Below are 22,404 nucleotides of genomic sequence, written 5' to 3' on the forward strand. Positions count from 1 at the left end.
CCGTTCAGGCGGTCTGGCGCAGGGGGGTGAGGATGGCGGCGGCGGCCTCGGCGAGGCTGTCGGTGTGAAGGTCGGCGCCCGCGCCGCTGTTGTAGGGGCGGGTCAGCAGAAGGGTGCGGCAGCCGGCGGCCCGGCCGCAGGCGATGTCGCGGTCCTGGTCGCCGACCATCCAGCTTTCGGCCAGGTCGACACCCCAGCGCTCGGCCAGGGTCAGCAGCATGCCCGGCCGGGGCTTGCGGCAGGCGCAGGCGTCCCGGTCGTCGTGGACGCAGGCGATCAGGTCATCGACGCTGAGCTGCTCGCGCAGCTTGTCGTGGATGGCGTCGAGGGTGGCCTGGCTCATCAGGCTGCGGCGCACGTCCGGCTGGTTGGTGACCACCAGCAGTAGGAAGCCGGCCTCGCGCAGGGCGGCCAGGGCCGGAGCGGCGTCGATCGCCGCTTCCCATTCGAGGGGCGAGCGGGGGGAGGCAGGCTTGCCGTCTCGCCAGACCACGGCGTTCAACACGCCGTCGCGGTCGAGGAAGATGGCGCGGCGGCCGCTCACAGGGTCACCCGCCCGCGCGCGAGCAGCGCGGTTCCGTTGGCGTAGCTCTGGGGGGTGTCGAGGCCGAGGCAGAAGCCGGCCTCGTCGATGATCCAGCCGTCGAGGCGGCGGCCCTGGGCCAGCATGGCGGGGAAGACGTCCTTGCCGAAGTCGCTGAAGCCGGGCGGGATCAGGTCGAGGACGCTGGGAGAGATGGCATAGACCCCGGCGTTGACCAGGGCCGGGCCGGTGACGGTTCCGCCCTCGACGAAACGGACGATGGCCCCGTCGCTTGCGAGTTCGACGCGGCCGCCGGCGATGCCTGTGTGGGGGTGGCTGTCCTGGTCGAACAGGGCGACGGTTACCTCGGCGCCGCGCGCGGCGTGGCGTTCGGTGAGGGCGGCGAGGTCGCAGCGGACCAGGCTGTCGCCATAGACGACCAGCATCGGCTCGGTGGCGACCTGGCGGATGTTGCCCAGGGCGCCGGCGGTGCCCAGAAGCTCGGGTTCGAAGACGTAGGTCACCTTTAGCCCGAAGGCCGAGCCGTCGCCGATCTCGGCGCGGATGGCGTCGGCGGCATAGTGCAGGTTGATCCAGACTTCGCTGACGCCCTGGCCGGCCAGCCAGCGGAGATTATGCGCGAGCACCGGCGCGCCGCCGAACGGGATCAGCGGCTTGGGCAGGTCGCCGGCCACCGACCGAAGCCGGCTGCCCAGACCCGCCGCCAGGACCAGCGCCCGGCGCATCAGAGGGTGAAACCGGCCGAGACGGCGTCGTCGCGGAACATGGCCACGGTCTCGAGCGACAGCTGGTCCAGGTCCTTGCCGGCCATGTCCAGCTTCTTCAGCAGGTCGGGGGTGGTCGTGATGATGTGACAGCCGCACTCGCGCGCCTGGTACAGGTTCAGCACCTCGCGGGAGCTGGCCCAAAGCACTTCGGCCAGGGGCTTGCGGGCGGCCATGGCGACGGCGGCGCGCATTATCGGCATCGGGTCGACGCCGGTGTCGGCGATGCGTCCGGCGAACACCGAGATGATCGAGGGGACGTCGGCGGAGACCGCCTCCACAGTGCCGGCCACCTGTTCCAGGGTCAGCATGGCGGTGACGTTCAACTGCACCCCATCCTTCGACAGGCGCTCGACCAGCGGCAGGCTGCTCTCGCCCTTGGTGTTCGTGATCGGGATCTTGACGTAGACGTTGGCGGCCCAGCCGGCGATCAGCCGCGCCTGGCGCTCCATCTCCGCGAAGTCGTCGCTGAACACCTCGAACGACAGCGGCAGGTCGGGGATCAGCTGGATCAGCTGTTTGGCGAAGGCCTCGTAGTTGGGCACGCCCGCCTTGAACATCAGGGTGGGGTTGGTGGTGAAGCCGACGACCCGGCCCTCGCTGTACAGCCGGGCGAAGTCGGTCAGGCTGGCGCCGTCCCCGAAAAGCTTGATGCCTTCCAGCACCTGGGGGAGGGGGGCCACGAGGGGCATTTCCAGATCGCGCAACATGGTCTCTCCGAACCTTGATCCAATTGGACACAGTTGGCCCGAGCTCAATCAAGAACGATGCCAATATTTGGTAAGGATTTATTATTGGTTACTGAATAATTAAGCGATGGGTCGACTAGAGTTCACATAGAGGGTTCGGAAATATAGCCGACAGCTTTCATCCATGAAATCTTGCCTAGTCCATGGGCAATCAACATTCTGCCCTTGGTCCTGCGCTCTGAACCGAATTCCCAGGTCAGAACAGAGAGCGCAAAACCAAACGCAACCTGAAGCAATCCTTTCGCCAGCATGACGGTCCAGGTCAGTCGCGGGTTCGGCGACTGGTCCAGGCTGATGGCCACGTAGTGTTGGGTTTCCCGGCGCGTCCGAATGAAGCGATAGGCGGGCAGGGTCCTGTGCGCCGAAACGGTCTCGGTGACCCGCGCGCCGTTGGCCCAGACGATTCTTTTGCCTTCCCGGTACAGCCGCACGAACAGTTCGGCGTCCTCGCCGCCGGCGTCGCCGAAGGCTTCGCGCATGGGGGGACGTCCCGGAACGAAACAGCGTGCCATATCGAACGCCGAGTTCCCGGTGCCCAGGCCATAGCGGGGCCGGCCGTCCGGGTCGGTCAGGACGATCTCAGCCAAGTCGGGCAGATGCAGGTCACGGGTGAACTGGGCGCCGGTGGGGTCGTAGGCCGGCGGCGCGCCGGTCTCGAAACGGGCCAGCCGGGGACCGACCACGATGTCGGCGCCGCTGGCCTCGAACGCGGCGGCCATCGCGTCGGTCCAGTCGGGGTCGGCGACCTCATCATCATCGATGAAGGCCAGCCATCTGCCTTGGGCTTCGGCAAAGCCTCGGTTGCGAAGGACCGACATGTTGCGGGTCAGATCGGTCACATAGCGGATCGGCCGGCCGGTCTCGGCCGACAGGGACTCGCAGACCGCCTGGCCGCTGCCGGACGGGTGGTTGTCGACCACCACCAGCTCGATGGTCAGGTCGCGGCGATTGGCCTGCGTCAGGCAGGAGCGCAGGGTCAGGGCCAGATGGTCGGGCCGGTCATAGGTGCAGACGACGAGACTGAAGTCCGGCCAGGCGTCGCTCACGCGGGCTTCTCGGCGATGAAGCCGATCGGCTTGCGCCAGGTCAGCTTGCCCAGGCCCTTGGCCATGCCGATGCGGTGGTCGAACCGGCGGGGTTTGAGGAACTCGCCGCTGAGGACATAGAGGCCGGCGTGCACGCTCCACTGCGCCAGGCCCAGCAGGGCGACCCGCGCCTTGGTCAGGGTTTTGTACCGGCTCGTATCGACCCGGCAGACGGCATAGTGCTGGGAGCCCCGCTTCATGCGGGTCAGCATATAGTGGGGATCCGCGCGGGTCGTCTCGATGAACTCCCGCACCACCGCGTCAGGACACCAGACGAAGCGGCGGCCGGCCAGGGCTAGGCGGAACAGCAGCTGGGTGTCCTCGCCGTTGGCGTCGCCGAAGGCCACGGCGAAGGGCTCCGCCTCGGCCAGGCAGGTCGCGACCCGAAAGGCGGCGTTGCCGCTGCCCAGCCCCTTGCCCTTCTTCCGGAAGCGACCAAACAGGTGCAACGGCGTGTCGGCCGGCAGGCGGAAGTCCAGGGTGTAGCGCCAGCCCTGGGGGTCCCAGTCCGGCGCCTGGCCGCCCTCGAACTCGGGCAGCTTGGGGCCGAAGGCGGCGTCCGCGCCGGTGCGTTCCAGACAGGCGTGCAGGGCCGAAATCCAGCCGGCGTCGGGCGCCTCATCGTCATCGATGAAGGCCACATAGGTCCCGGCCGCGGCCTTGATGCCGGTGTTGCGGACGATGGAGATGTTGCGGCGGCCGTCGCTGAGATAGCGCACGGGAACGCCGGGATGCGCTGCCGCCAGATCGGCGACCAAGCCCTCGGCCAGCCGGTCCGGATGATTGTCGACAACGATCAGCTCGAAGGCGAAGCCGGGCGTCTGCTGGGCCAGCACGCCGCGCAGGGTGCGGCCCAAGAGGTGAACGCGGTCGTAGCTCAGCACCACGACGCTGATGGCGATCTCGCTCATGCGCCCGTTCCCCGGACGACCACGCCGATGGTGCGGAACAGGATCTTGATGTCCAGCCACAGCGACCAGTCGCGGATGTACTGCAGGTCCAGCTTCACCCACTCATCGTAGTCGGTGATCCGGTGGCGGCCCTCCACCTGCCACAGGCAGGTCAGGCCCTGTTTGGCGGCCAGCTTCTGGCGCTGAAAGGGGGTGAACTTGGCGTACTCGTGCTCTCGCGGGGCGCGGGGGCCGACCAGGCTGAGATCGCCCTTCAGCACGCTCCACAGCTGCGGCAGCTCATCGAGGCTGTATTTGCGCAGCACCCGGCCGAGCGGGGTAATGCGGGGGTCGTGTTCCAGCTTGAAGGCCGGGCCATTCATCAGGTTGCCGGCGGCAAGGCTGGCTTCCTGGGCGTCGGCGTCGGGAACCATGGTGCGGAACTTGTAGCCCCGAAACCGGCGGCCGTTCTGTCCCACCCAGTCGCAGCCGTAGAGCAGGGGGCCGGGCGAGGTCGTCTTCACCAGGATGGCGACCACCGCCAGCAGCGGGGCCAGCAGGACGAGCAGCAGGGCCGAGCCGACGATGTCCATCGCCCGCTTGACGGCCAGCTGCGCCGTCACGTCGCGACCGCCCGCGAAGGCGACCTTGGTTGCCCCCTCGGTCATGAATTCAGCCTTAGCGCGCCCGGCGGCATCGGCGCCAGCTTGCACAGGGGCGGGGGAACGGGGCATGGACGGACTATGACCTTGGGCGCGAAGCGGGACAGGGGCGGCGGTTTCACGGGCGAGACAGCAAGTCCCGCGCCAGCGGTCCGCTTTGCCGGCCTGAGATTCCACCCGGTCGATGTGGACGAGGCGCTGCGTATCCTGACCGAACGCCCCTCCGGGGCGGCGTTTTCAGCCTTCGTCACTCCCAACGCCGAGCATGTGCTGCTGCGGCGAAAGGACGCCGAGTTCGCCGCCTGTGGCGACACCTGCCTGCTCAGCAGCAACGACAGCCGCATCCTGCTGGCCGCGGCTCGACTGGGCGGCCTGGACCTGAAGTTTGCCCCGGGCGCCCACGTGGTCGACCGGCTGTTCAAGGACCATATCGACCCGGATACGGCGATCAGTGTGATCGGCGGTACGCCGGAGGTGATCGAGGCGCTGCGGGTCCAGTTCGGACTGACCCGGCTGTTCCATCACAACCCGCCGATGGGCTTCATCAATATGCCGGAGGCGGTAGCCGAGGCTGTCGCCTTCGTCGTGGCCAATCCCGCGCAGTACGTGATGGTCGCCATGGGGCCGCCGCAGTCGGAGAAGTTCTGCCAGCGGGTGATCGCCGCCGGCGGCGCGACCGGCATCGGCCTGTGCATCGGTAGTTCGATCAATGTGCTGACCGGCCACTCCCAGGCCGCGCCCGACTGGGTCGAGGGCTCGGGAACCGTCTGGCTCTACCGGCTGATGCGGGAGCCGCGTCGCCTGTGGAAACGCTATCTGGTGCGAGGGATGCAGGGGCTGGCCATCGCCCTTGTCGACGCCGCCAGGCTGCGGCTGGGCCTGCGGAAGGCCGCCGATGTCGGCTGACCCCACCGCCCGCGCGGCCCTGGCCGCCGAAGAGTGGCGGCAGATCAAGGCCGGGGACCGGGGCGCGCGCCAGGCCTTCGGTGAGCGCTGGATCGTCGCCTACGCCGGCGTGGTGCTGGTCGCCATGCTGCTCTACGTGCTGATCGGCAACAAACCCTACGTCCACACCGTCGCGCTGGACCCGTTGACCGGGGCGACTGAGATGTCGCCGATTAACCGCTATATCTGGCTGGCGCTGGGGGCGGCCTCGACGCCGCTGCTGTGGTGGCGGCGGGGCGACCTGTTGACCACCGCCGTGCGACTCTGGCCGCTGCTGCTGCTGATGCTGTGGTTCGTGCTGACCGTCCGCTGGTCGATCGACCCGGGGGCGGCGAGCCGGCGGCTGCTGCTCTACGGCATCGACCTGATGATCTGTGTCGCCGTGGTCCTGGGGTTGAGCGACACGCGGCGCGTCCATGCGGCCATGGCCATCGCCTGCGCGATTGTCGTGGGCATCGACTTCGCCTCCTGGATCCTGATGTACGAGCGGTCGATGACCGAGCTTGGCCTCGCCGCCATCCACTCCCACAAGAACACCCTGGGGGCGGTGATGCTGCTGGCCGGCTTGGTCTGTGGAACCTACGCCTGGGGGCGGATCAGCCTGCGCGGCCAGGTCTTCTGGTGGGCGGTGACCCTGGCCTCCGTCGCCCTGCTGATCGCCAGCCAGTCGAAGACCAGCATCGGCATCTTCGGCGGGGTGGTGCTGTTCATCCCTTTCCTGCTGGCCCTGCTGCGTCGCCGGGCCATCGACATCCTGGCGGTGGGGGCGGTTGGGGCGCTGGTCGTGCTGACCGCCCTGTTCGCCTGGCTGGGCTATAGCTACAGCCTGGGTCAGGACCCCTTCGATCCCCTGCGCGGGGTGACCTTCACCCAGCGCCGCGATGTCTGGGAGTTCGTCTTTGAGGAGTTCCTGGCCCGGCCCCTGACCGGCGTCGGCTTCGGCTCCTTCTGGGACGTCGATCCGCGTGTGCAGCCCAGCCTGCAGACCGACTACTGGTTCGCCCGCCCTGACGCCTTCACCAACGAGGCCCACAACGGCTATCTCGACATCGCCGTGACCACCGGCCTGCCGGGCCTGCTCGGCGCCTGCTTCCTGCTGGCCCGCTGGATGGGCCGGGGTGTGCTCGACCTGCGCGCGGCGGCGCTGGACGGGGTACAACCGACCCTTGCGGCGGCTGCGTTCCTGGGCGTCTTCCCGCTGATGTTCTTCGGGCACAACTGGATGGAAAGCAGCTACTTCACCGCCAACGCCATCTTCGGGACCATCATCCTGGTCGTGGGGGTGAGCCTGGACCTGAAGCGGCGCGGCGCAGCATGACGGCCAGCAGGCCGGCCATGGCGATCAGCTCCACGCCTTGACCCAGGGCCGAGCCGATCACCGCCCCCGGTCCGCCCAGAAGGTTCATCCCGACCAGGATGGCGCCCACCGCGACCACCGCCGCCCCGGCGTTGCACCAGGCCAGGGTCTTGAAGGCGCGCAGAGTCTGCAGGCCCGTGCTGAGCACCGTCTGGGCAAAGGCGATGGCCATCGCCAGCCCCCACCACAGCACCAGGCTCCGCGCCTCGGCATAGCGTCCGTCGAAGGCCAGGGTGGTGATGGTCGGCCACAGGGCATGGACGATGGCCGTCCACACCGCCGCGACGACCAGGCCGCCGAGGGCGACCAGGGTTAGGTTCCGGCCATAGCCGCGCCAGTCGCCGGCCTCGCGCTGGCGCACCAGGTCGTTGCGACCGACCATGCTCCAGGCCGTGGCCAGCAGGGGCACGGGGCGCAGGAAGGTCTGGCTGAACGACAGCAGGGCCAGCACCGTGACGCCGAGCGTGCCGCCGACCGCGAAGACATAGAACCGGGCGAGAAGCTCGCTGCTCGCCACCCCCAGGAAAATCCAGCCGCTCTGCCGCACGAACCTGGCGTAGGCCTTGAGGTCCGCGAGGCCCGGCATTCCGAGGCCCCGCACTGCCCGCGCCAGTCCAGCGATCCCGACCAGTCCATAGGCGGCGCCGAGCAGGAGCAGGATTTCGTCGGCGGTCAGCGGATGGAACAGCCGCCACCCCAGCAGCAGGAATGACGCCGCCAGCACTAGCACCCAGCCTGTCTGGACCATGGCCGTCCGCGCCGCGCCCCGCGTGAAGCAGAGGAAGCGGACATACTGCTGGAGGAGGAAGGCGGGCACGAAGACCACGGCCGCCGGGGCAGACAGGGCGGGCGAGGTGACGCCCAGCGCGGCGCTGAGGCCCAGCGCCCCCGCCATCGTGGCGCCCAGGAAGACCGCCGTCACGGCCAGCATAACCCGCTCGGTCGGCCGCCGGGCCGGGTCCGAGCCGGGAACGGCGGGTAGGACCTGCAGGTGGGCCAGGGTCAGGGCGTTCTGAACGCTGCTCAGCACATAGGCGATGCTGGCCCAGAAGATGAAGGCCCCGAACGCCTCCGGCGCCGCCAGCTTGGCGAGCAGCAGGGCGACGCCGAGGTTCAGCGCCGACCACAGGGCCTGTTCGATGATGGGCGTCAGATACCGCGACATGAGCCCGGCATCCTGCCCGTCATTGGTTACGATTGAGGTCGAAATTGTAGCTGAAGCTGAAGGGGATCAGGCCGGTCACATACTGGCGGATGAAAAGGTTGGCCTCGGCCACCCCGCTGCGCGGCACGAAGATCAGGTCGCCTGGGATGATCTGGAAGTCGTCCCGGCCCTCGCCCTTCAGCAGGGCGCGGACGTCCACCTCCCGCACCAGCAGGTGGTTGTCGCGGGCCCGGCGGCGCAGCACCACGACCTTGCCGGTGCGCGCCGTCTCCAGGAAGCCGCCGGCCGAGGCGATGGCCTGGGCGGCGTTGATCTGGCCGCGGATCGGATGGACGCCCGGCGTGCGGACCTCGCCGGCGACGTAGATCTGCGAGGCGCCGTAGGTCCCGATCAGGGTCTCGACCTGCGGGTTGCGCAGCACCGCGCCATAGGCCGTGGTCAGCTGCCGGCTGGCCTCCTCGGGGGTGCGGCCGGCGACCATGACGCCCGACACCAGGGGGAAGACGCCGCGCCCGTCGGGGCCGACAACGACCCGGGTGTTCATGTCCGGATTGACCAGAAAATTCAGAACCAGCTCATCGCCCGGCATGATCCGATAGCGGAAGTCCTCGTCGACCCAGGGCTCCGAGGATTGGACGGCGGCGGCCTGGCGCGGCGCTGCCTGGCTGGCGCAGCCGCCGATCGCGGCGAGCAGAAGCAGGAGGCCGGCGAAGAGCGGAGCGGAAGAGCGTGACAGCGACATCATATCTACTCTGCGGGGCCGAGTCGGGACGGAGTCCATCTGCTATCTTCACCTGATCCGCCTGATTCTGTCGTCTTGTCGATGGCGCATCTCGTGCGGGCCGCAATTGAGCCTGAGCGTCTTTTGACCGATCCGAGCCCGAACGATATCGGTCGATCCCGCGGCCCGCCCCGAGGCAGGGTGACGTCCCGCGACCTCTTGACGCCGGCCTTCTACTACTGGCGCCCGGCCTTTCTGGCCCTGCTCATCCCCATCGTCCTGGCGATCGCTGTCGCCGCCCTGGCCAAGCCGGTCTACACCAGCCAGACGCGGCTGCTGATCCTGCCGGGCGAGGACTATGTCTTCGAGGGCAGCCGGGTGACCGGCGGGGTCAGCCAGGTCTTCGACCGGGCCCAGATCGTCGCCGCCGAAATGGAGATCCTGCGCTCCAAGGACCTGCAGCAGCAGGCCATCGAGGCCGTGGGCCTGCGCCGCTTCCACCCCGCCGCCGGGGCCGGCCCACGGGCCATGGAGCAGGCGCTCGAACAGCTAGGCAAAAGCCTGCGCATCGAGAACGTGCCGGCCTCGAACGTCATCGAGATGCGGCTGCGCCACGACGACCCGCAGGTCGCCGCCGAGCTGCTCAACGCCCTGGTCGATCTCTACGTCAAACGCCGGCGCGAGATCTTCGAGCGGTCCGACGTCAAGGCGGTGATCGAGCAGGAGGCGGACCTCAAGGGCCGGCTGGTCGATGTCGAGGGGCGGATCGTGACCCTGTCCGCCGAGCACGGCATCGGCGACTACAACCAGGAACTCATCACCGTCCAGACGCGCCAGACCGAACTGATCGGCCAGCTGGCCAGCGTCGACCGGCAGATTTCCGAGGCCGGCGGGCGGGAAAAACGCCTGGGCGCCGACCTGCGCCGCACCCCGCCGACCGTGACGCTCAATACCGACTGGACCCGCTCGCAACAGGTCGAAGCCATGACCAACAGCCTCGAGACGGTGAAGGAACAGCGCCGCCAGGCCGCGGCCCGCTACCGGGACGGGCATCCCCTGGTCGTCGAGCTGGACCGCCAGATCGCCGGGATGCAGGCGGCCATCGCCGCCGCCCCGCCGCAGGAGAGCAGCCTGGTCCGCCAGGGCGCCAACCCGGTCTATCAGGACCTCGACACCCAGCTGAGCACCGCGCGCGGAGAAGGGGCGGGTCTGGCCGCCGGCCGCGACCGCATCGTCCAGGCGTTGAACGAGAACGGCGCGCGCCTGAGCGAACTCATCGATATCGGCCCGGAGTACCGCGAACTGTTGCGCACCCGCGCGGTGATCGAGGGCAGCTACCAGGACGTCGCCCGCCGCTCCGAGGACGTTCGCCTGCGCCAGGCCCTGGCCGGCAGCCAGGCCAATGTGCGGATCGTCGAGCGGGCCCAGCCGCCGTTCAAGGGCCGGACGGGCCGGATGATCATCCTGGCGGTCGGGGTGCTGGTCGGCTTGGCCGCCGCCCTGGCGGTGATCGTCATTTCCGCCGCGACCAGCCAGGTGATGGTCTCGCCCAGCGACACCGAGGACAGGCTGGACCTGCCGGTGGTGGTCACCGTGCCGCACGGCCCAGAAGACCCGCCGCGCACCCCCTTCTGGCGTCCGACCCCGGCGCGGATGACCGCCGATGACGTGAACGTCCTCTACCGGCTGCTGCGCGCCCTGTCGGGGGGCAAGGGCGGAGTGGTCCAGTGGGTCTCCGCCGTGTCCGGCGAAGGGGTCAGCAGCCTGGCGCTGGACATGGCGATGCTGCGGTCGCAGCAGGGCGGCAAGGTGCTGCTGGTCGATGTCGAGCCCTGGGCGGGCCGGGGCCTGACCGCGCAGGCGCACCAGCGCGGCGCCCGGCTGGACCGGCATGATGCGATGCGCGGCGTCTACCGGGTCGATCGCTCGGCCCTCTATCTGACCGACCCGATGGTCAATCCCAGCACCCATGTCTCGGACGACCGCTGGATGGCCTTCCTGGCCAAGGCGCGCCAGGAGTTCGAGCTGATCATCCTCGACTGCCCGGCGGTCGAGCGGTCTTCCAGCGGCATCCTGTTGTCGGCCCTGTCCGACCTCTCCCTGCTGGTCGTGGAGGCGGAGGAAACCCGTGCCCCGGTGGCCGAGCAGGTCATCCGCCGGATCGAGGCGTCCGGCGGGGTGGTGTTCGGCGTCGTCCTGAACAAGCGGCGCTTCTATATCCCGAGGTTCATCTACTCGAGGCTTTGAATTGAACCAGAACCTCTACGGCCGTCTGGCGGCCGGCTTCCCCGCCGATCGCTCGCGTCCCTGCTTCCGCCTGCCCGACGGCGGCCTCGTCTCCTACGGCGATCTGGAAGCGGGCGCCGGGCGCATCGCACGGCTGCTGCTCGCCAAGGGCGTCATGCCGGACGACCGGGTGGCGGTGCAGGCGCCCAAAAGCGTCGCAGCCGTCATGCTCTATCTGGCGGTGCTGAAGATCGGGGCGATCTTCCTGCCGCTGAACACCGCCTACACCGAGGCGGAGCTGGACTATTTCATCGAGGACGCCGAGCCCCGCCTGGTCATCCGCGACGCCGACGCGCTGGCGGCCGAGGCGGCGGGACTGGAGCCGGTGGTCGAGGTCACGGCGCGGGCCCCCGACGATCTGGCCTCGATCATCTACACCAGCGGCACCACCGGGCGGTCCAAGGGGGCGATGCTGACCCACGCCGCCCTGCTGGACAACGGCCGGGCGCTGACCGCCCTGTGGGGCTTCACCGAGCGGGACGTGCTGTTGCACGCCCTGCCGATCTTCCACGTCCACGGCCTGTTCGTGGCTTTGCACTGCGTGTTCCTCAGCGGCGCGTCGATGGTCTGGCTGGCGAAGTTCGACGAGGCCCAGGTGCTGGCTGGCCTGGACCAGGCCACGGTCGTGATGGGGGTGCCGACCTTCTACACCCGCCTGCTGGCCAGCCTCGAATTCACCCCGGCCAAGACGGCCGGCGTGCGGCTGTTCATCTCCGGCTCGGCCCCCCTGCTGACCTCGACCTTCGCCGAGTTCGAGGCGCGGACCGGCCAGCGGATTCTCGAGCGCTATGGAATGAGCGAGGCGGTAATCATCACCTCCAACCCACTGGACGGCGAGCGGCTGGCGGGCAGCGTCGGCTATCCCCTGCCGGGGGTCGAGCTGCGCATCGAGGGGGGAGAGACGGGGGTCATCCAGATTCGCGGACCCAGCGTTTTCAAGGGCTACTGGCGCAACCCGGCCAAGACGGCGGAGGACTTCACCGCCGACGGCTGGTTCATCACCGGCGATGTCGGGCGCCAGGACGCCGACGGGCGGGTGTGGATCTCCGGGCGGGCCAAGGACCTGATCATCTCGGGCGGCTACAACGTCTATCCCAAGGAGATCGAGATGCTGCTCGACGAGTTGGACGGGGTGGTGGAAAGCGCGGTGATCGGCCTGCCCCATCCCGACTTCGGCGAGGCTGTGGTGGCGGTGATCATCGGCCAGGGTGACGAGGCGGCGGTGATCGCCAAGGCCCGGGAAAGCCTGGCCGCCTTCAAGACACCCAAGCGGGTCATCTGGGTGGACGAGCTGCCTCGCAACGCCATGGGCAAGGTGCAGAAGAATCTGCTGCGCCAGGCCTACGCGGGCACGTTCCAGTAGCAGAAGGGGCGGGCCAGCAGGCCGCCAGGAGTCAGGCGTCCACCAGGCAGGCCAGACCCGGCCGGTTCCGCACCTCGAACCGGCGGCAGCCCAAGAACCGCACCAGGCCGTCAGCCTGCAGCTGGGTCACCATCCGCGACACCGTCTCGATCGTCAGGCCGAGATAGTCGGCCATGTCCTGGCGGCCCATCGGCAGTTCGGCGACCTCGCCGCGGAAGCGGTTGGCCATGTCGAGCAGGAAGCTCGCCACCTTCTCGCAGGCCGACTTGCGGCCGAGCAGCATGACATGTTCCTGGGTGCGCTGGAGTTCGCGCGCGGTTTCCGACCAGATCAGCCGCTCGATCTTCAAACCTTCGTCGCCGTAAAGTTTGAGCGCCGACTTGCGGATCACCATGATCTCGCAATCGCCCAGGGATTCGGCGGAAAAGCGGTGGACCGGGCCAGCCTCCAGCCCCAGCAGATCCCCGCCGAAGTAGAAGTCGCCGATCTGGCGGCGCCCGTCGCTGAGCAGGCGGGTGGTCCGCACCGCGCCGCGCACGATCCGGTAGATCATGTCCGCTTCCTCATCCTGCACGTAGATCTCCTCGCCGGCGGCGAAGGTCATGCGGACGCCGATATGGCCGAAGGCGTCGGCGACAGGGGCGGCGGGTGCGGCGGAAGACGGGCTGAGGCTGGCGGCGGTCATCGGTGTTTCCCCTTGGCGATGGTCAATCGCTAAGGCCGATGTCGACGGGGTGATATTCGTGGCTTGCGCGTAAGGGGCGCTGCTTAAGGACAAGTACCTACGGCCCGGGCGCTCTGCGCGAGGGGACACCGCCCTCCTAACCCACGGCCCGAATCGGGGTTTTGATCTCGATCACAACGGCCAACGCGGCCTTGGCCAACATTGAGGCCAAGGAGCGAAACCATGATCCTCGATGGCAGAACCCTCATCCTCGTCGCCGACGGCCGCAAGGCCCGACTGTTCCAGGAAGCTCGCCTCGGCGGGCCGCTGACCGAGCATCCCGAGTGGGTCGCCGCCATGACGGCCGGCCCCGTTGGCGGCGTCCATGATCACACGGCCCACGCCGCGCGGCGCGACCAGGCCGCGACCGACTTCCTGACCGGCCTCGCAAGGCACATTTCGCAAGTCTTCAGCCACCATGGCTTCGACCAACTGATCCTGATTGCCGCGCCAAGGGCGCTGGGGGTGTTGCGACGTCATCTTCCCGAGGGACTCAAGCAGCGGCTGGTGCTGTCCGAGCCGCATGACCGGGTCTCGGCCGGCCTGGCGGATATCCAGCAGGCCGTGCGGGCCCTGCGCCGGATCAACGCCTGACCCCGCCCCGGGACGGCTTACCGAAAAGGGCTTGTGCATGACCCCGACGATCACCTTCCACGGCGCGGCCGGCTGCGTCACCGGCTTCTGCGCCGAGTTGCGAACGGAGAAGGCCCGGGTCCTGGTCGACTGCGGGATGTTCCAGGGATCAAAGACACTCAAGGCGCTGAACTACGACGACTTCCCCTTCGAGGCGTCCGGGATCGACGCGGTCCTGCTGACCCACGCCCACATCGACCATTCTGGCCTGCTGCCCAAGCTGATGAAGGCCGGGTTCACCGGTCCGATCTACACCACGGCGGCGACCCGCGATCTTTGCGAGATCATGCTGGCGGACTCCGGCGGCATCCAGGAGGGAGAGGTCAACGACCTCAACCGCCGCAACCAGCGCCGGGGGCGGCCCCTGGTTGAGCCGATCTACACGGCCCGGGACGCCAAGCGGCTGATGCCGCAGTTCAGGACCGTCAAGTTCGGCGAGCCCGATGTCATTGCCGGAGATCTACGGGCGACCTGGTGGCCGGCCGGCCACATCCTCGGGGCCGGCTCCATCGCGGTTGAGATCGACGGCGAGGATGGCCCCATGACGCTGCTGTTCTCCGGTGACCTTGGTCCCGGCGGAAGCGAGTTCGTCGCCGAACCGGAGGCGCCGGCCGGGTTCGACCACCTGATCATCGAATCCACCTACGGCGACCGCGACCGCATCGCCACCGACCCCGCCTCCCGCCGCCGCGCCCTGGCCACCGAGCTGCGCGAGGCCCACGCGGCCGGCGGCCCCCTGCTGATTCCCGCCTTCGCCGTTGAGCGCAGCCAGGAACTGCTGATGGACATCCTGGCGGTGATGGACAGCGGCGAGGCGCCGGCCGGAGACGTCTTCCTCGACTCGCCCCTGGCGATCCGGGCGACGGACGTCTTCCTGGAGCGCGGCTGGAACCGCACCACAGGGCTAAACCCCTTCGAGCCCCTGCGCCACTCACCGCACCTGCGCTTCCTGAACAAGCCCGCCGAAAGCGACACCCTGGACCGGCTGAAGGGCTGGCACATCATCATGGCGGCCAGCGGCATGTGCGACGCCGGCCGTATCCGCAAGCATCTCAAGCGGCTCCTGTGGCGGCGCGAATGCACCGTCCTGCTGAGCGGCTACCAGGCCGTCGGCTCGCTCGGCCGGCTCTTGGCCGAGGGCGCCGAGCGGGTCAGCATCCAGGGCGAGGAGGTGAGGGTCCGGGCGCGGGTGCGGATGTTCGACGCCTACTCCGGCCATGCCGACGCCACTGGCCTTGTCGCCTGGGCCAAGGCCCGCGAGCCGGTCAAGGGCGCAACCTTCATCGTCCATGGCGAGCCCCTCGCGGCCACGGGTTTGAGCGGACGGCTCGCGGCGGCAGGCTTCGCCGCCGACCGGCTGATCATCCCGGCGCTGGACGACAGCTATCGGCTGACGCGCGCCGGCGCTGAAACCGAGCAGGCCGGGTCCCGCCGCCTGGCGCCCGAGGCCGCTTCGCGTCTCGACTGGCACAACAACCGCGCGGGTTTCCTGCTGGCCCTCAACGCGGCACTGGAGCAGGCTCCGGATGACAAGGCGCGGGAGGCCCTGCTGAGCCGACTGGCTCAGGCGCTAGGGCAGGGGGCGGTTGACGCAGATCAAGGCGGGTCCCGCCCGGTTCCGGCAATCTGACGTCGCATCAGCGCAAGGAGATCCTGCAGATGAGCAAGTCGATCGCCAAGGAAGTCGCCCACGACATCGATGAAGTCTTCGACGACGTCGTCCACAATCTGAAAAAAATGGTCAAACACCTGAGCGAGGATGCGGGTGACGCGCTGTCGAAATCGGCGACCACTCTCGCCCATTCGGCGGTCGAACTGCTGGACGAGGCCAAGGCTCAGTCGAAAATCCTCGCCGAGAAGACCGGAAAGGAAGCGCGCGAGCATCCGGCCGCCACGGCCGGGATCGCCACAGCGATTGCCGCCGCCGCGCTGATCGGCCTGGCCGTGGCCCAGCGGCGCAAGGCCTGACGAGGTTCCGCCGGCCTCCCCACTCCCCCCAAGACCGGCCGGCGAAACGCCCCGAGGAGTTCACTCCTCGGGGCGAGCTCGTTGTTGCTAAGGGGTGATGGCCACCTTCAGCACACCATCCCGCTGGTGGCTGAACAGTTCGTAGGCCGCCTCGATATCGTCCAGCCGGAATCGGTGGGTGACCATGGCGCCCAGATCCACCCGACCGGAGGCGACGACGTCCATCAGCCGTCGCATCCGTTCCTTGCCGCCCGGACAGAGGGTCGTGACGATGGTGTGGTCGCCCAGCCCTGCCAGGAATGGACCCAGCGGCAGCGTCAGGTCCGATGAATAGACGCCCAGGCTGGACAGGGTTCCACCCGGCCGCAGGACGCGTAGGGCCGCCTCGAAAGTGGCCTGGGTTCCCAGGGCCTCGATCGCCACATCGACGCCCCGGCCGCCCGCCAGGGCCAGGATCGCCTCGACCGGGTCACCATCGGCCGCGTTCACCACGTGATCCGCGCCCATGAGCCGCGCCACGGCCAGGCGAGCCGGCAGCCGATCGACCGCGATGATGGTCGAAGCGCCCAGCAGCTTGGCCCCGGCGGTGGCGCAGAGGCCGATGGGCCCCTGGGCGAAGACGGCGACGCTGTCGCCGATCTTGATGCCGCCGCGCTCGGCTCCGCTGAAGCCGGTCGACATGATGTCCGGGCACATCAGCACCTGCTCGTCGGTCAGCCCGTCCGGAATCGGGGCGAGGTTGGTCATGGCGTCCGGGATCAGGACGTACTCGGCCTGGCAGCCATCGATGGTGTTGCCCAGTCGCCAGCCGCCCAGCGGCTTCCATCCGTGAGGCGAGTCCGGACCGTCCTGGCTGCAGCGCCCGCAAAGGCAGGCGTTAGAGTATCCGCTGGGGGTGATCGCCCCGGCGATCACCCGCTGGCCCTCGCGGTAGCCTCGTACGGACGAGCCCAGCTTCTCGATAACGCCGACAGGCTCATGGCCGACCGTCAGGCCTTTGGCGACGGGGTATTCGCCCTTGAGGATGTGGACGTCGGTGCCACAGATCGTCGTGGTCGTGACCCTCAGGAGGGCGTCCAGCGGACCGACGTCGGGCAGGGGTTTGTCCTGCAGGACGATCCGGCCCGGTTCGGCGAAGACGGCGGCCTTCATCATGGCCATGGCGTAACTCCCTTGGCCCGCGGAACACGGGCGACCGCAGTGTAGGAAGCCGCCGCGAGGCCGTCGTTGACCGGGATCAAGTCGGGACCTTGGGCCAGGAGGCCGCGCCGCTTAGCAGACCCGTTCATTGGAAGAATTGACGCGGATCAAGGCCGAGGCCGGCAATGGCGCGCCCCATGCCCAGAACGAGCACCCCCGCGCCACGGAGGCGACGAATGCGCAACGCCCGATACCTCGCCGTCCCGATGGGCCTGGCCGCCATGATCCTCGTGTCGGCCTGCGTCGCCGGGGGGCGAGCTGCGCCCGAACCCGACGTCGGGATCGGACCGGACGTCCGCACCGAAAGCGGCCTGGTCCTGGCGCGGCGGGAGTGCGCCGGCTGCCACGCCGTCGAGGCGAACGGGGACAGTCCGCGCCCGATGGCCCCGCCGTTCCGGCTGCTGGCCACGCGGCTCAGTGGGCCGAAATTGGATGAAAGCCTGACGATGGTCGCCGACCTGGGGCACGGCGAGATGCCGCCGGCGCGGCTCGACCAAGCCGAGCTGCGGGTTCTCGCCGCCTACATCGACAGCCTGGATTGATCGCTTCGAAACGGAGAACGACCCCATGACCTATCGTGACATCCTGGTGCAGGTGAACGAGGCGCCCGCCGCCCGGCCCCGCGCGGTGGCCGCCGCCGACCTCGCCCGCCGATCCGGCGGGATGGTGACCGGCGTCTTTTTGCGGTCCGATTTCCTCCACGACATGATGGCCACCGAGGCGCTCGCCTACATGTCTCCCCCGGACATCGAGGCTCTGCTGAAGTCCCATGCCAAGGCGGTCGAGACCGCCGCCGAAGCGGCGCGGGAGCTCTTCGAGTCGGCCGCGGCCGAGGCCGGGGTCGCTTCCAGCTGGCTGACAGTGGATGGAGACAGCGACACCGCGCTGGTGGCCTGCGCCCGTCGGGTCGACCTGGTGGTGCTGCCGCCCAGGGTCACCGTCACCATGGCGCGCTGGCGTTATGGTGCGGGGGATCTGGCCATGGCGACCGGCGGACCGGTGCTGGTCGTCGGCGACGAGGGCTGCGCGCCGGACTTCGGCCGCCGAGTGCTGGTGGCCTGGAATGGCTCGAGGGAGTCCGCCCGCGCCCTGCGCGATGCCTGGCCGTTGCTGATCGCGGCCGAGAAGGTCGATGTAGTCATCGTCTCGCCGAAGGGCGACGGCGGGCCCGATGGCCTGCTTCAGCGGCACCTGGAGCGCCATGGCTGCAAGGCCAATATCATCCTCGACCGCAGTCAGGACGACGCGGCCAGCGAGGTGCTGCGCCGCCAGGCGGCCGCGCTGAACTCCGACCTTCTGGTGATGGGGCTGTTTGGCCGGCCCCGTCTGGCGGAGCTGGTCCTCGGCGGTGTCAGCCGCGAGATGATCGAGACCCCGCCCATCCCCCTGCTGCTGTCTCACTAGGCCAGCCGCATGGACACGCGTCGTATCCTGATCATCAACGGCCACCCGGACGCGGCCCCCGCCCGGCTGTGCGCCGCCCTGTCAGAGGCCTACGCCAAGGGTGCGCTGGCCTGCGGGCACGAGGTGCGGCGGGTCTGCCTGGGCAGCCTGGACGTCCCCCTGCTGGCCTCGCAGGCCGAGTTCGACACGGCCCCGCCGGCCCACCTTGCCGCCCTGCAGGCGGAGCTCCACTGGGCCGAGCACCTTGTGCTGGTGTTTCCACTCTGGCTGGGCGGGGCGCCGGCCAAGCTGAAGGCGTTGCTCGAACAGTTGATGCGCGGCGGGTTCGGCTTCCAGACCGAGGCGAAGGGAATGTCCGCCAGACTGGGGGGCCGCTCGGCCCGGCTGATCGTCACCATGGGCATGCCCGCCGCCCTCTACCGGCTCTACTTCGGAGGGCAGGGGGTCATGAGCATCGAGCGCGGCATTCTTCGCCTGACCGGGATCAGCCCGGTGCGGGACACCTTCTTCGGCGGTGTCTCCACCGCCAGCCCCGCGCGACGCCGCGCCTGGCTGGACCGCGTCGAGACGCTGGGCGCCAAGGCTGCCTGAGATCGCGCCGCCCGGGGTTTGACGCTGATCAAGGCGGGGCCGGCGGTTGGTGACCAGATGGAGACGAACGGACAGGAAGGAGTGCGACGTGAAGGGGTTCGTCGACGACATCGAGGATCTCGCGGACGCCAACGAGGCCTTCCGCCGGGTGCTCTACACCGGCCGTTACCTGCAGCTGGTGATCATGCGCCTGCTACCGGGTGAGGAGATCGGGCTGGAGACGCATCTCGAGCACGACCAGTTCTTCCAGTTCATCGACGGCAGGGGGGCGGTCATCATCGACGGGATCCGCACGGCGGTCGAGGATGACCATGTGGTGCTGGCGCCGGCCGGCTCGCGGCACAACATCGTCAATACCGGCGACGAGCCGCTGAAGTTCTACACCCTCTACGGCCCGCCAGAGCATCGCGACGGCGTGGTGCACGATAGCCTTGCCGACGCGGCCCGCGCCCCTGAATCCTTCGATGGCCGTCGGTCCGAATAGGACCGCTCAGGGTGAGTAAGCCGCCGCGGCCAGGGACGGGCAGGGCGGACGCCCGCGGGAGTGGGGTTCACCGCCTGGAGGGTGTGGATCAGGCCGACAACCGCCGGCGCAGGAGCATCCCGCCGCTCATCAGGGCAGCCAGGGTGGCGAAGGCCGCAGGATAGCACAGCGGGCAATGGGCCAGCAGTCGCGGCGTCGTGGTGCAAAGCTCAGGCGCACCCTCCGTGACCATGTAGACCCAGGCCCACAACACCCCTGCCGTGATGGCGAACAGGCCGGTCGCCAGTTCCAGCATATCGCTGGCCGTGACCTGGGGGCGGGTGATGACGCGCGGCATGAGACTGTCCTCGTTTGTCGCCACTCTGCCGACGCCCACGCCGGTCGCCTTGATTCAGATCAAGGCGACCCCCTCCGCCAGGCCCGAAGAAGCCGCGAGCTTTCGGGGATTCTTCCATGTCCACTGCCCTTCTGGATCGCTACCGGCCCGCGCCGGGCGCCATGCTTCTCCTGGCCCTGCTGATCATCGGCGGGCTGATCATGGCCGTCGTCGCAGGCATGACGGACGATCCGCTGTTCCGCATACACAGTTTCATCTTCGTCGCGGCGGCGGTGCTGGGCGGCTTCGCCCTCACCGCCGGCATCAGCGGCGAGCAGCTGCGCGACGAGCCGGACCGCTACATGGACGGCGTCATCCGCGCCGGTGTCATAGCAACCATGTTCTGGGGGGCGGTCGGCATGCTGGTCGGGGTGGTCATCGCCGCCCAGCTCAGCTGGCCGACGATCTTCTACTTCCCGGAGGCCGGCTGGCTGAACTTCGGCCGCTTGCGGCCTCTGCATACCTCCGGGGTCATCTTCGCTTTCGGGGGCAACGCCCTGATCGCCACCAGCTTCTGGGTGGTCCAGCGCACCTGCAGGGCGCGGCTGGCCGGCGGCATCGCGCCCTGGTTCGTCTTCTGGGGCTACCAGCTGTTCATCGTCCTGGCGGCCACCGGCTACCTGGCCGGGGTCACCCAGTCGAAGGAGTACGCCGAACCCGAGTGGTACATCGACATCTGGCTGACCATCGTCTGGGTCGCCTACCTGCTGGTCTTCCTGGGGACGATCTGGAAGCGCAAGGAACCCCACATCTATGTGGCCAACTGGTTCTACCTGGCCTTCATCGTCACCGTGGCCCTGCTGCATGTGGTCAACAACCTCAGCCTGCCGATCGGCCTGCTGAACAGCCGCAGCTATTCGCTGTTCGCCGGGGTGCAGGACGCCCTGACCCAGTGGTGGTACGGCCACAACGCCGTCGGCTTCTTCCTGACCGCCGGTTTCCTGGGGATGATGTACTACTTCGTGCCCAAGCGGGTGGACCGGCCGGTCTACAGCTACCGCCTGTCGATCGTGCACTTCTGGTCGCTCATCTTCATCTACATCTGGGCCGGCCCGCACCACCTCCACTACACGGCGCTGCCGCAGTGGGCGCAGACCCTGGGCATGACCTTCTCGATCATGCTGTGGATGCCCAGCTGGGGTGGGATGATCAACGGGCTGATGACCCTGTCGGGGGCCTGGGACAAGCTGCGCACCGACCCGGTGGTCCGGATGATGGTCGTGGCCATCGCCTTCTACGGGATGAGCACCTTCGAGGGGCCGGTGATGTCGATCCGGGCGGTCAACGCCCTGTCGCACTACACCGACTGGACCATCGGCCATGTGCACAGCGGCGCGCTGGGCTGGGTCGGCTTCATCAGCTTCGGGGCGATCTACTGCCTGGTCCCCTGGCTGTGGAAGAAGGAGCGGTTGTTCTCCAACGCCCTGGTCGAGTGGCACTTCTGGATCGCGACCACCGGCATCGTTCTCTACATCTGCGCCATGTGGGTGTCGGGCATCATGGAAGGCCTGATGTGGCGCGCCTACACGCCTGAAGGCTACCTGGCCTACAGCTTCATCGAGACCGTCTCCGCCAAGCACATCGAGAACATCATCCGCACCGTCGGCGGCCTGATGTTCCTGAGCGGCACGCTGATCATGATCTACAACCTGTGGCGCACGGTTCGCATGCCGTCCGTCCAGGGCGCGGAGGCGACCCCGGCCGCGCTCCCCGCCCCCGTGGCCGCGTAAGGGGAGGGGCCGACATGAAACTCTGGAAACACCACGGCAAGTTCGAGCGTCACTCGCTCATCCTGGTCATCGGCATCCTGGTGGTCGTCTCGATCGGCGGGCTTGTCGAGATCGCCCCGCTGTTCTGGCTGCAGAGCACGGTGGAGAAGGTCGAGGGCGTCCGCCCCTACACCCCGCTGGAGCTGGCCGGCCGCGACATCTACATCCGCGAGGGCTGCTACGTCTGCCACTCCCAGATGGTTCGGCCCCTGCGTGACGAGGTCGAGCGCTATGGCCCCTATAGCCTGGCCGCGGAGAGCATGTACGACCACCCCTTCCAATGGGGGTCAAAGCGCACGGGGCCGGACCTGGCCCGGGTCGGCGGCAAGTACAGCGACGCCTGGCACACGGACCACCTGAAGGATCCGCGCTCGGTGGTGCCGGAATCGGTGATGCCGCCCTACGCCTTCCTGGCCCACAAGGACCTGCGCACGGTCGATCTCAAGGCCAAGCTGAAGGCCATGACGGCGCTTGGCGTGCCCTACAGCCAGGAGGACATCGACGCCGCCCTCACCGACGCCCAGGCCCAGGCTGATCCCTTCTCCACCGATGCGCTCGACCTGCGTCGTCGCTACGGCGCGAAGGTGGTCAACCGCGACTTCGATGGCGATCCCGACCGCCTGACCGAAATGGACGCCCTGGTGGCTTACCTGCAGATGCTGGGGACCGGCGTCGACTTCCAGACCTACAAGGCCGGCGATCCGGCCAACCGGCGATAGGGGGC

At 68.6% G+C, this 22,404-nt stretch carries 24 protein-coding genes; 13 read left to right on the top strand and 11 right to left on the bottom strand.

What is annotated here, in order from left to right; translation table 11 throughout:
• Positions 1–4: 4 nt before the first annotated feature.
• The 6 genes from GVN21_RS03475 to GVN21_RS03500 all read right to left on the bottom strand — a co-directional run bounded on the left by GVN21_RS03475 (position 5) and on the right by GVN21_RS03500 (position 4,700).
• Positions 5–544 (bottom strand): HAD-IIIA family hydrolase, encoded by a 540-nt coding sequence (locus GVN21_RS03475; RefSeq protein ID WP_166573318.1) that lies wholly within the window; start codon positions 542–544, stop codon positions 5–7.
• Positions 541–1,269, bottom strand: a complete 729-nt coding sequence (locus GVN21_RS03480) for a nucleotidyltransferase family protein (protein ID WP_166573319.1) — start codon at positions 1,267–1,269, stop codon at positions 541–543. The genes GVN21_RS03475 and GVN21_RS03480 overlap by 4 nt, the downstream gene beginning before the upstream one ends.
• Complete coding sequence (locus GVN21_RS03485) at positions 1,269–1,991, bottom strand: transaldolase (protein WP_346764214.1); 723 nt, start codon at positions 1,989–1,991, stop codon at positions 1,269–1,271. Before GVN21_RS03485 ends, GVN21_RS03480 begins: the two co-directional genes overlap by 1 nt.
• Positions 1,992–2,140: 149 nt before the next feature.
• Positions 2,141–3,103 (bottom strand): glycosyltransferase, encoded by a 963-nt coding sequence (locus GVN21_RS03490; RefSeq protein ID WP_166573320.1) that lies wholly within the window; start codon positions 3,101–3,103, stop codon positions 2,141–2,143.
• Positions 3,100–4,053: a glycosyltransferase family A protein gene (locus tag GVN21_RS03495; protein ID WP_166573321.1), complete on the bottom strand. Its 954-nt coding sequence runs from the start codon at positions 4,051–4,053 to the stop codon at positions 3,100–3,102. The genes GVN21_RS03490 and GVN21_RS03495 overlap by 4 nt, the downstream gene beginning before the upstream one ends.
• Positions 4,050–4,700 (bottom strand): sugar transferase, encoded by a 651-nt coding sequence (locus GVN21_RS03500; RefSeq protein ID WP_205689906.1) that lies wholly within the window; start codon positions 4,698–4,700, stop codon positions 4,050–4,052. Before GVN21_RS03500 ends, GVN21_RS03495 begins: the two co-directional genes overlap by 4 nt.
• Positions 4,701–4,775: 75 nt before the next feature.
• On the opposite strand from GVN21_RS03500, the gene GVN21_RS03505 reads away from it, so the two are divergent.
• Together GVN21_RS03505 and GVN21_RS03510 are read left to right on the top strand one after the other, a co-directional pair.
• Positions 4,776–5,600 (top strand): WecB/TagA/CpsF family glycosyltransferase, encoded by an 825-nt coding sequence (locus GVN21_RS03505; protein ID WP_166573322.1) that lies wholly within the window; start codon positions 4,776–4,778, stop codon positions 5,598–5,600.
• A complete protein-coding gene (locus GVN21_RS03510; protein ID WP_166573323.1) occupies positions 5,590–6,957 on the top strand; it encodes an O-antigen ligase family protein in 1,368 nt (455 codons plus the stop codon). The genes GVN21_RS03505 and GVN21_RS03510 overlap by 11 nt, the downstream gene beginning before the upstream one ends.
• Here GVN21_RS03510 and GVN21_RS03515 read toward each other — a convergent pair.
• The gene (locus GVN21_RS03515) at positions 6,905–8,161 is read right to left on the bottom strand and encodes a hypothetical protein (protein WP_166573324.1); all 1,257 of its coding nucleotides are present in this window, start codon (positions 8,159–8,161) and stop codon (positions 6,905–6,907) included. The two genes, GVN21_RS03510 and GVN21_RS03515, sit on opposite strands and share 53 nt — an antisense overlap.
• Before the next feature lie 19 nt (positions 8,162–8,180).
• Positions 8,181–8,903 (bottom strand): polysaccharide biosynthesis/export family protein, encoded by a 723-nt coding sequence (locus GVN21_RS03520; RefSeq protein WP_166573325.1) that lies wholly within the window; start codon positions 8,901–8,903, stop codon positions 8,181–8,183.
• A 180-nt stretch (positions 8,904–9,083) separates the two neighbouring features.
• Here GVN21_RS03520 and GVN21_RS03525 point away from each other — a divergent pair, with 180 nt between their 5' ends.
• The gene (locus tag GVN21_RS03525; RefSeq protein WP_166573326.1) at positions 9,084–11,129 is read left to right on the top strand and encodes a Wzz/FepE/Etk N-terminal domain-containing protein; all 2,046 of its coding nucleotides are present in this window, start codon (positions 9,084–9,086) and stop codon (positions 11,127–11,129) included.
• 1 nt (position 11,130) lies between these two features.
• Positions 11,131–12,531 (top strand): AMP-binding protein, encoded by a 1,401-nt coding sequence (locus GVN21_RS03530; protein WP_166573327.1) that lies wholly within the window; start codon positions 11,131–11,133, stop codon positions 12,529–12,531.
• Positions 12,532–12,562: 31 nt separating this feature from the next.
• On the opposite strand, the gene GVN21_RS03535 is transcribed toward GVN21_RS03530, so the two are convergent.
• Positions 12,563–13,216, bottom strand: coding sequence for a helix-turn-helix domain-containing protein (locus tag GVN21_RS03535; RefSeq protein WP_166573328.1), 654 nt, complete (start codon positions 13,214–13,216; stop codon positions 12,563–12,565).
• Between the two features lie 201 nt (positions 13,217–13,417).
• Between GVN21_RS03535 and GVN21_RS03540 the strand changes: the two genes are divergently transcribed.
• Genes GVN21_RS03540 through GVN21_RS03550 form a run of 3 tightly spaced genes read left to right on the top strand, consistent with a single transcriptional unit; the run spans position 13,418 to position 15,856 of the window.
• Positions 13,418–13,849 (top strand): host attachment protein, encoded by a 432-nt coding sequence (locus GVN21_RS03540; RefSeq protein WP_276608479.1) that lies wholly within the window; start codon positions 13,418–13,420, stop codon positions 13,847–13,849.
• 37 nt (positions 13,850–13,886) lie between these two features.
• On the top strand, positions 13,887–15,518 hold the full coding sequence (locus tag GVN21_RS03545) for an MBL fold metallo-hydrolase (RefSeq protein ID WP_166573330.1): 1,632 nt from the start codon (positions 13,887–13,889) through the stop codon (positions 15,516–15,518).
• Positions 15,519–15,547: 29 nt separating this feature from the next.
• Entirely contained in the window at positions 15,548–15,856 is a 309-nt protein-coding gene (locus GVN21_RS03550) for a hypothetical protein (protein WP_166573331.1), read from the top strand.
• 87 nt (positions 15,857–15,943) lie between these two features.
• Here GVN21_RS03550 and GVN21_RS03555 read toward each other — a convergent pair whose 3' ends face one another.
• Complete coding sequence (locus GVN21_RS03555; RefSeq protein ID WP_166573332.1) at positions 15,944–17,017, bottom strand: NAD(P)-dependent alcohol dehydrogenase; 1,074 nt, start codon at positions 17,015–17,017, stop codon at positions 15,944–15,946.
• Positions 17,018–17,232: 215 nt separating this feature from the next.
• On the opposite strand from GVN21_RS03555, the gene GVN21_RS03560 reads away from it, so the two are divergent.
• The 4 genes from GVN21_RS03560 (at position 17,233) to GVN21_RS03575 (ending at position 19,535) form a co-directional block, all read left to right on the top strand.
• The gene (locus GVN21_RS03560; RefSeq protein ID WP_166573333.1) at positions 17,233–17,598 is read left to right on the top strand and encodes a c-type cytochrome; all 366 of its coding nucleotides are present in this window, start codon (positions 17,233–17,235) and stop codon (positions 17,596–17,598) included.
• 25 nt (positions 17,599–17,623) lie between these two features.
• Complete coding sequence (locus GVN21_RS03565) at positions 17,624–18,460, top strand: universal stress protein (RefSeq protein WP_166573334.1); 837 nt, start codon at positions 17,624–17,626, stop codon at positions 18,458–18,460.
• A 9-nt stretch (positions 18,461–18,469) separates the two neighbouring features.
• Complete coding sequence (locus tag GVN21_RS03570) at positions 18,470–19,051, top strand: NAD(P)H-dependent oxidoreductase (protein WP_166573335.1); 582 nt, start codon at positions 18,470–18,472, stop codon at positions 19,049–19,051.
• An 88-nt stretch (positions 19,052–19,139) separates the two neighbouring features.
• Complete coding sequence (locus tag GVN21_RS03575; protein ID WP_166573336.1) at positions 19,140–19,535, top strand: cupin domain-containing protein; 396 nt, start codon at positions 19,140–19,142, stop codon at positions 19,533–19,535.
• Positions 19,536–19,623: 88 nt separating this feature from the next.
• On the opposite strand, the gene GVN21_RS03580 is transcribed toward GVN21_RS03575, so the two are convergent.
• The gene (locus tag GVN21_RS03580; protein ID WP_166573337.1) at positions 19,624–19,872 is read right to left on the bottom strand and encodes a hypothetical protein; all 249 of its coding nucleotides are present in this window, start codon (positions 19,870–19,872) and stop codon (positions 19,624–19,626) included.
• A gap of 116 nt (positions 19,873–19,988) precedes the next feature.
• On the opposite strand from GVN21_RS03580, the gene ccoN reads away from it, so the two are divergent.
• Positions 19,989–21,641, top strand: coding sequence for a cytochrome-c oxidase, cbb3-type subunit I (gene ccoN / locus GVN21_RS03585; RefSeq protein ID WP_166573338.1), 1,653 nt, complete (start codon positions 19,989–19,991; stop codon positions 21,639–21,641).
• A 14-nt stretch (positions 21,642–21,655) separates the two neighbouring features.
• Positions 21,656–22,399 carry a cytochrome-c oxidase, cbb3-type subunit II gene (gene ccoO / locus GVN21_RS03590; protein ID WP_166573339.1) on the top strand — a complete coding sequence of 248 codons (744 nt, stop codon included), beginning with the start codon at positions 21,656–21,658 and terminating at the stop codon, positions 22,397–22,399.
• Positions 22,400–22,404: the final 5 nt, after the last annotated feature.

The organism is Caulobacter sp. SLTY, assembly GCF_009905535.1.
In the GTDB taxonomy this organism is placed as follows: Bacteria; Pseudomonadota; Alphaproteobacteria; order Caulobacterales; family Caulobacteraceae; genus Caulobacter.

Excerpts from the sequence above, each read along its gene's own strand:
- GVN21_RS03480 (WP_166573319.1), bottom strand. The coding sequence starts at position 1,269 with ATGCGCCGGGCGCTGGTCCTGGCGGCGGGTCTGGGCAGCCGGCTTCGG.
- GVN21_RS03495 (WP_166573321.1), bottom strand. The coding sequence starts at position 4,053 with ATGAGCGAGATCGCCATCAGCGTCGTGGTGCTGAGCTACGACCGCGTT.
- GVN21_RS03500 (WP_205689906.1), bottom strand. The coding sequence starts at position 4,700 with ATGACCGAGGGGGCAACCAAGGTCGCCTTCGCGGGCGGTCGCGACGTG.
- GVN21_RS03505 (WP_166573322.1), top strand. The coding sequence starts at position 4,776 with ATGACCTTGGGCGCGAAGCGGGACAGGGGCGGCGGTTTCACGGGCGAG.
- GVN21_RS03510 (WP_166573323.1), top strand. The coding sequence starts at position 5,590 with ATGTCGGCTGACCCCACCGCCCGCGCGGCCCTGGCCGCCGAAGAGTGG.
- GVN21_RS03515 (WP_166573324.1), bottom strand. The coding sequence starts at position 8,161 with ATGTCGCGGTATCTGACGCCCATCATCGAACAGGCCCTGTGGTCGGCG.
- GVN21_RS03520 (WP_166573325.1), bottom strand. The coding sequence starts at position 8,903 with ATGTCGCTGTCACGCTCTTCCGCTCCGCTCTTCGCCGGCCTCCTGCTT.
- GVN21_RS03535 (WP_166573328.1), bottom strand. The coding sequence starts at position 13,216 with ATGACCGCCGCCAGCCTCAGCCCGTCTTCCGCCGCACCCGCCGCCCCT.
- GVN21_RS03545 (WP_166573330.1), top strand. The coding sequence starts at position 13,887 with ATGACCCCGACGATCACCTTCCACGGCGCGGCCGGCTGCGTCACCGGC.
- GVN21_RS03550 (WP_166573331.1), top strand. The coding sequence starts at position 15,548 with ATGAGCAAGTCGATCGCCAAGGAAGTCGCCCACGACATCGATGAAGTC.
- GVN21_RS03555 (WP_166573332.1), bottom strand. The coding sequence starts at position 17,017 with ATGGCCATGATGAAGGCCGCCGTCTTCGCCGAACCGGGCCGGATCGTC.
- GVN21_RS03560 (WP_166573333.1), top strand. The coding sequence starts at position 17,233 with ATGCGCAACGCCCGATACCTCGCCGTCCCGATGGGCCTGGCCGCCATG.
- GVN21_RS03565 (WP_166573334.1), top strand. The coding sequence starts at position 17,624 with ATGACCTATCGTGACATCCTGGTGCAGGTGAACGAGGCGCCCGCCGCC.
- GVN21_RS03570 (WP_166573335.1), top strand. The coding sequence starts at position 18,470 with ATGGACACGCGTCGTATCCTGATCATCAACGGCCACCCGGACGCGGCC.
- GVN21_RS03580 (WP_166573337.1), bottom strand. The coding sequence starts at position 19,872 with ATGCCGCGCGTCATCACCCGCCCCCAGGTCACGGCCAGCGATATGCTG.
- ccoN (WP_166573338.1), top strand. The coding sequence starts at position 19,989 with ATGTCCACTGCCCTTCTGGATCGCTACCGGCCCGCGCCGGGCGCCATG.
- ccoO (WP_166573339.1), top strand. The coding sequence starts at position 21,656 with ATGAAACTCTGGAAACACCACGGCAAGTTCGAGCGTCACTCGCTCATC.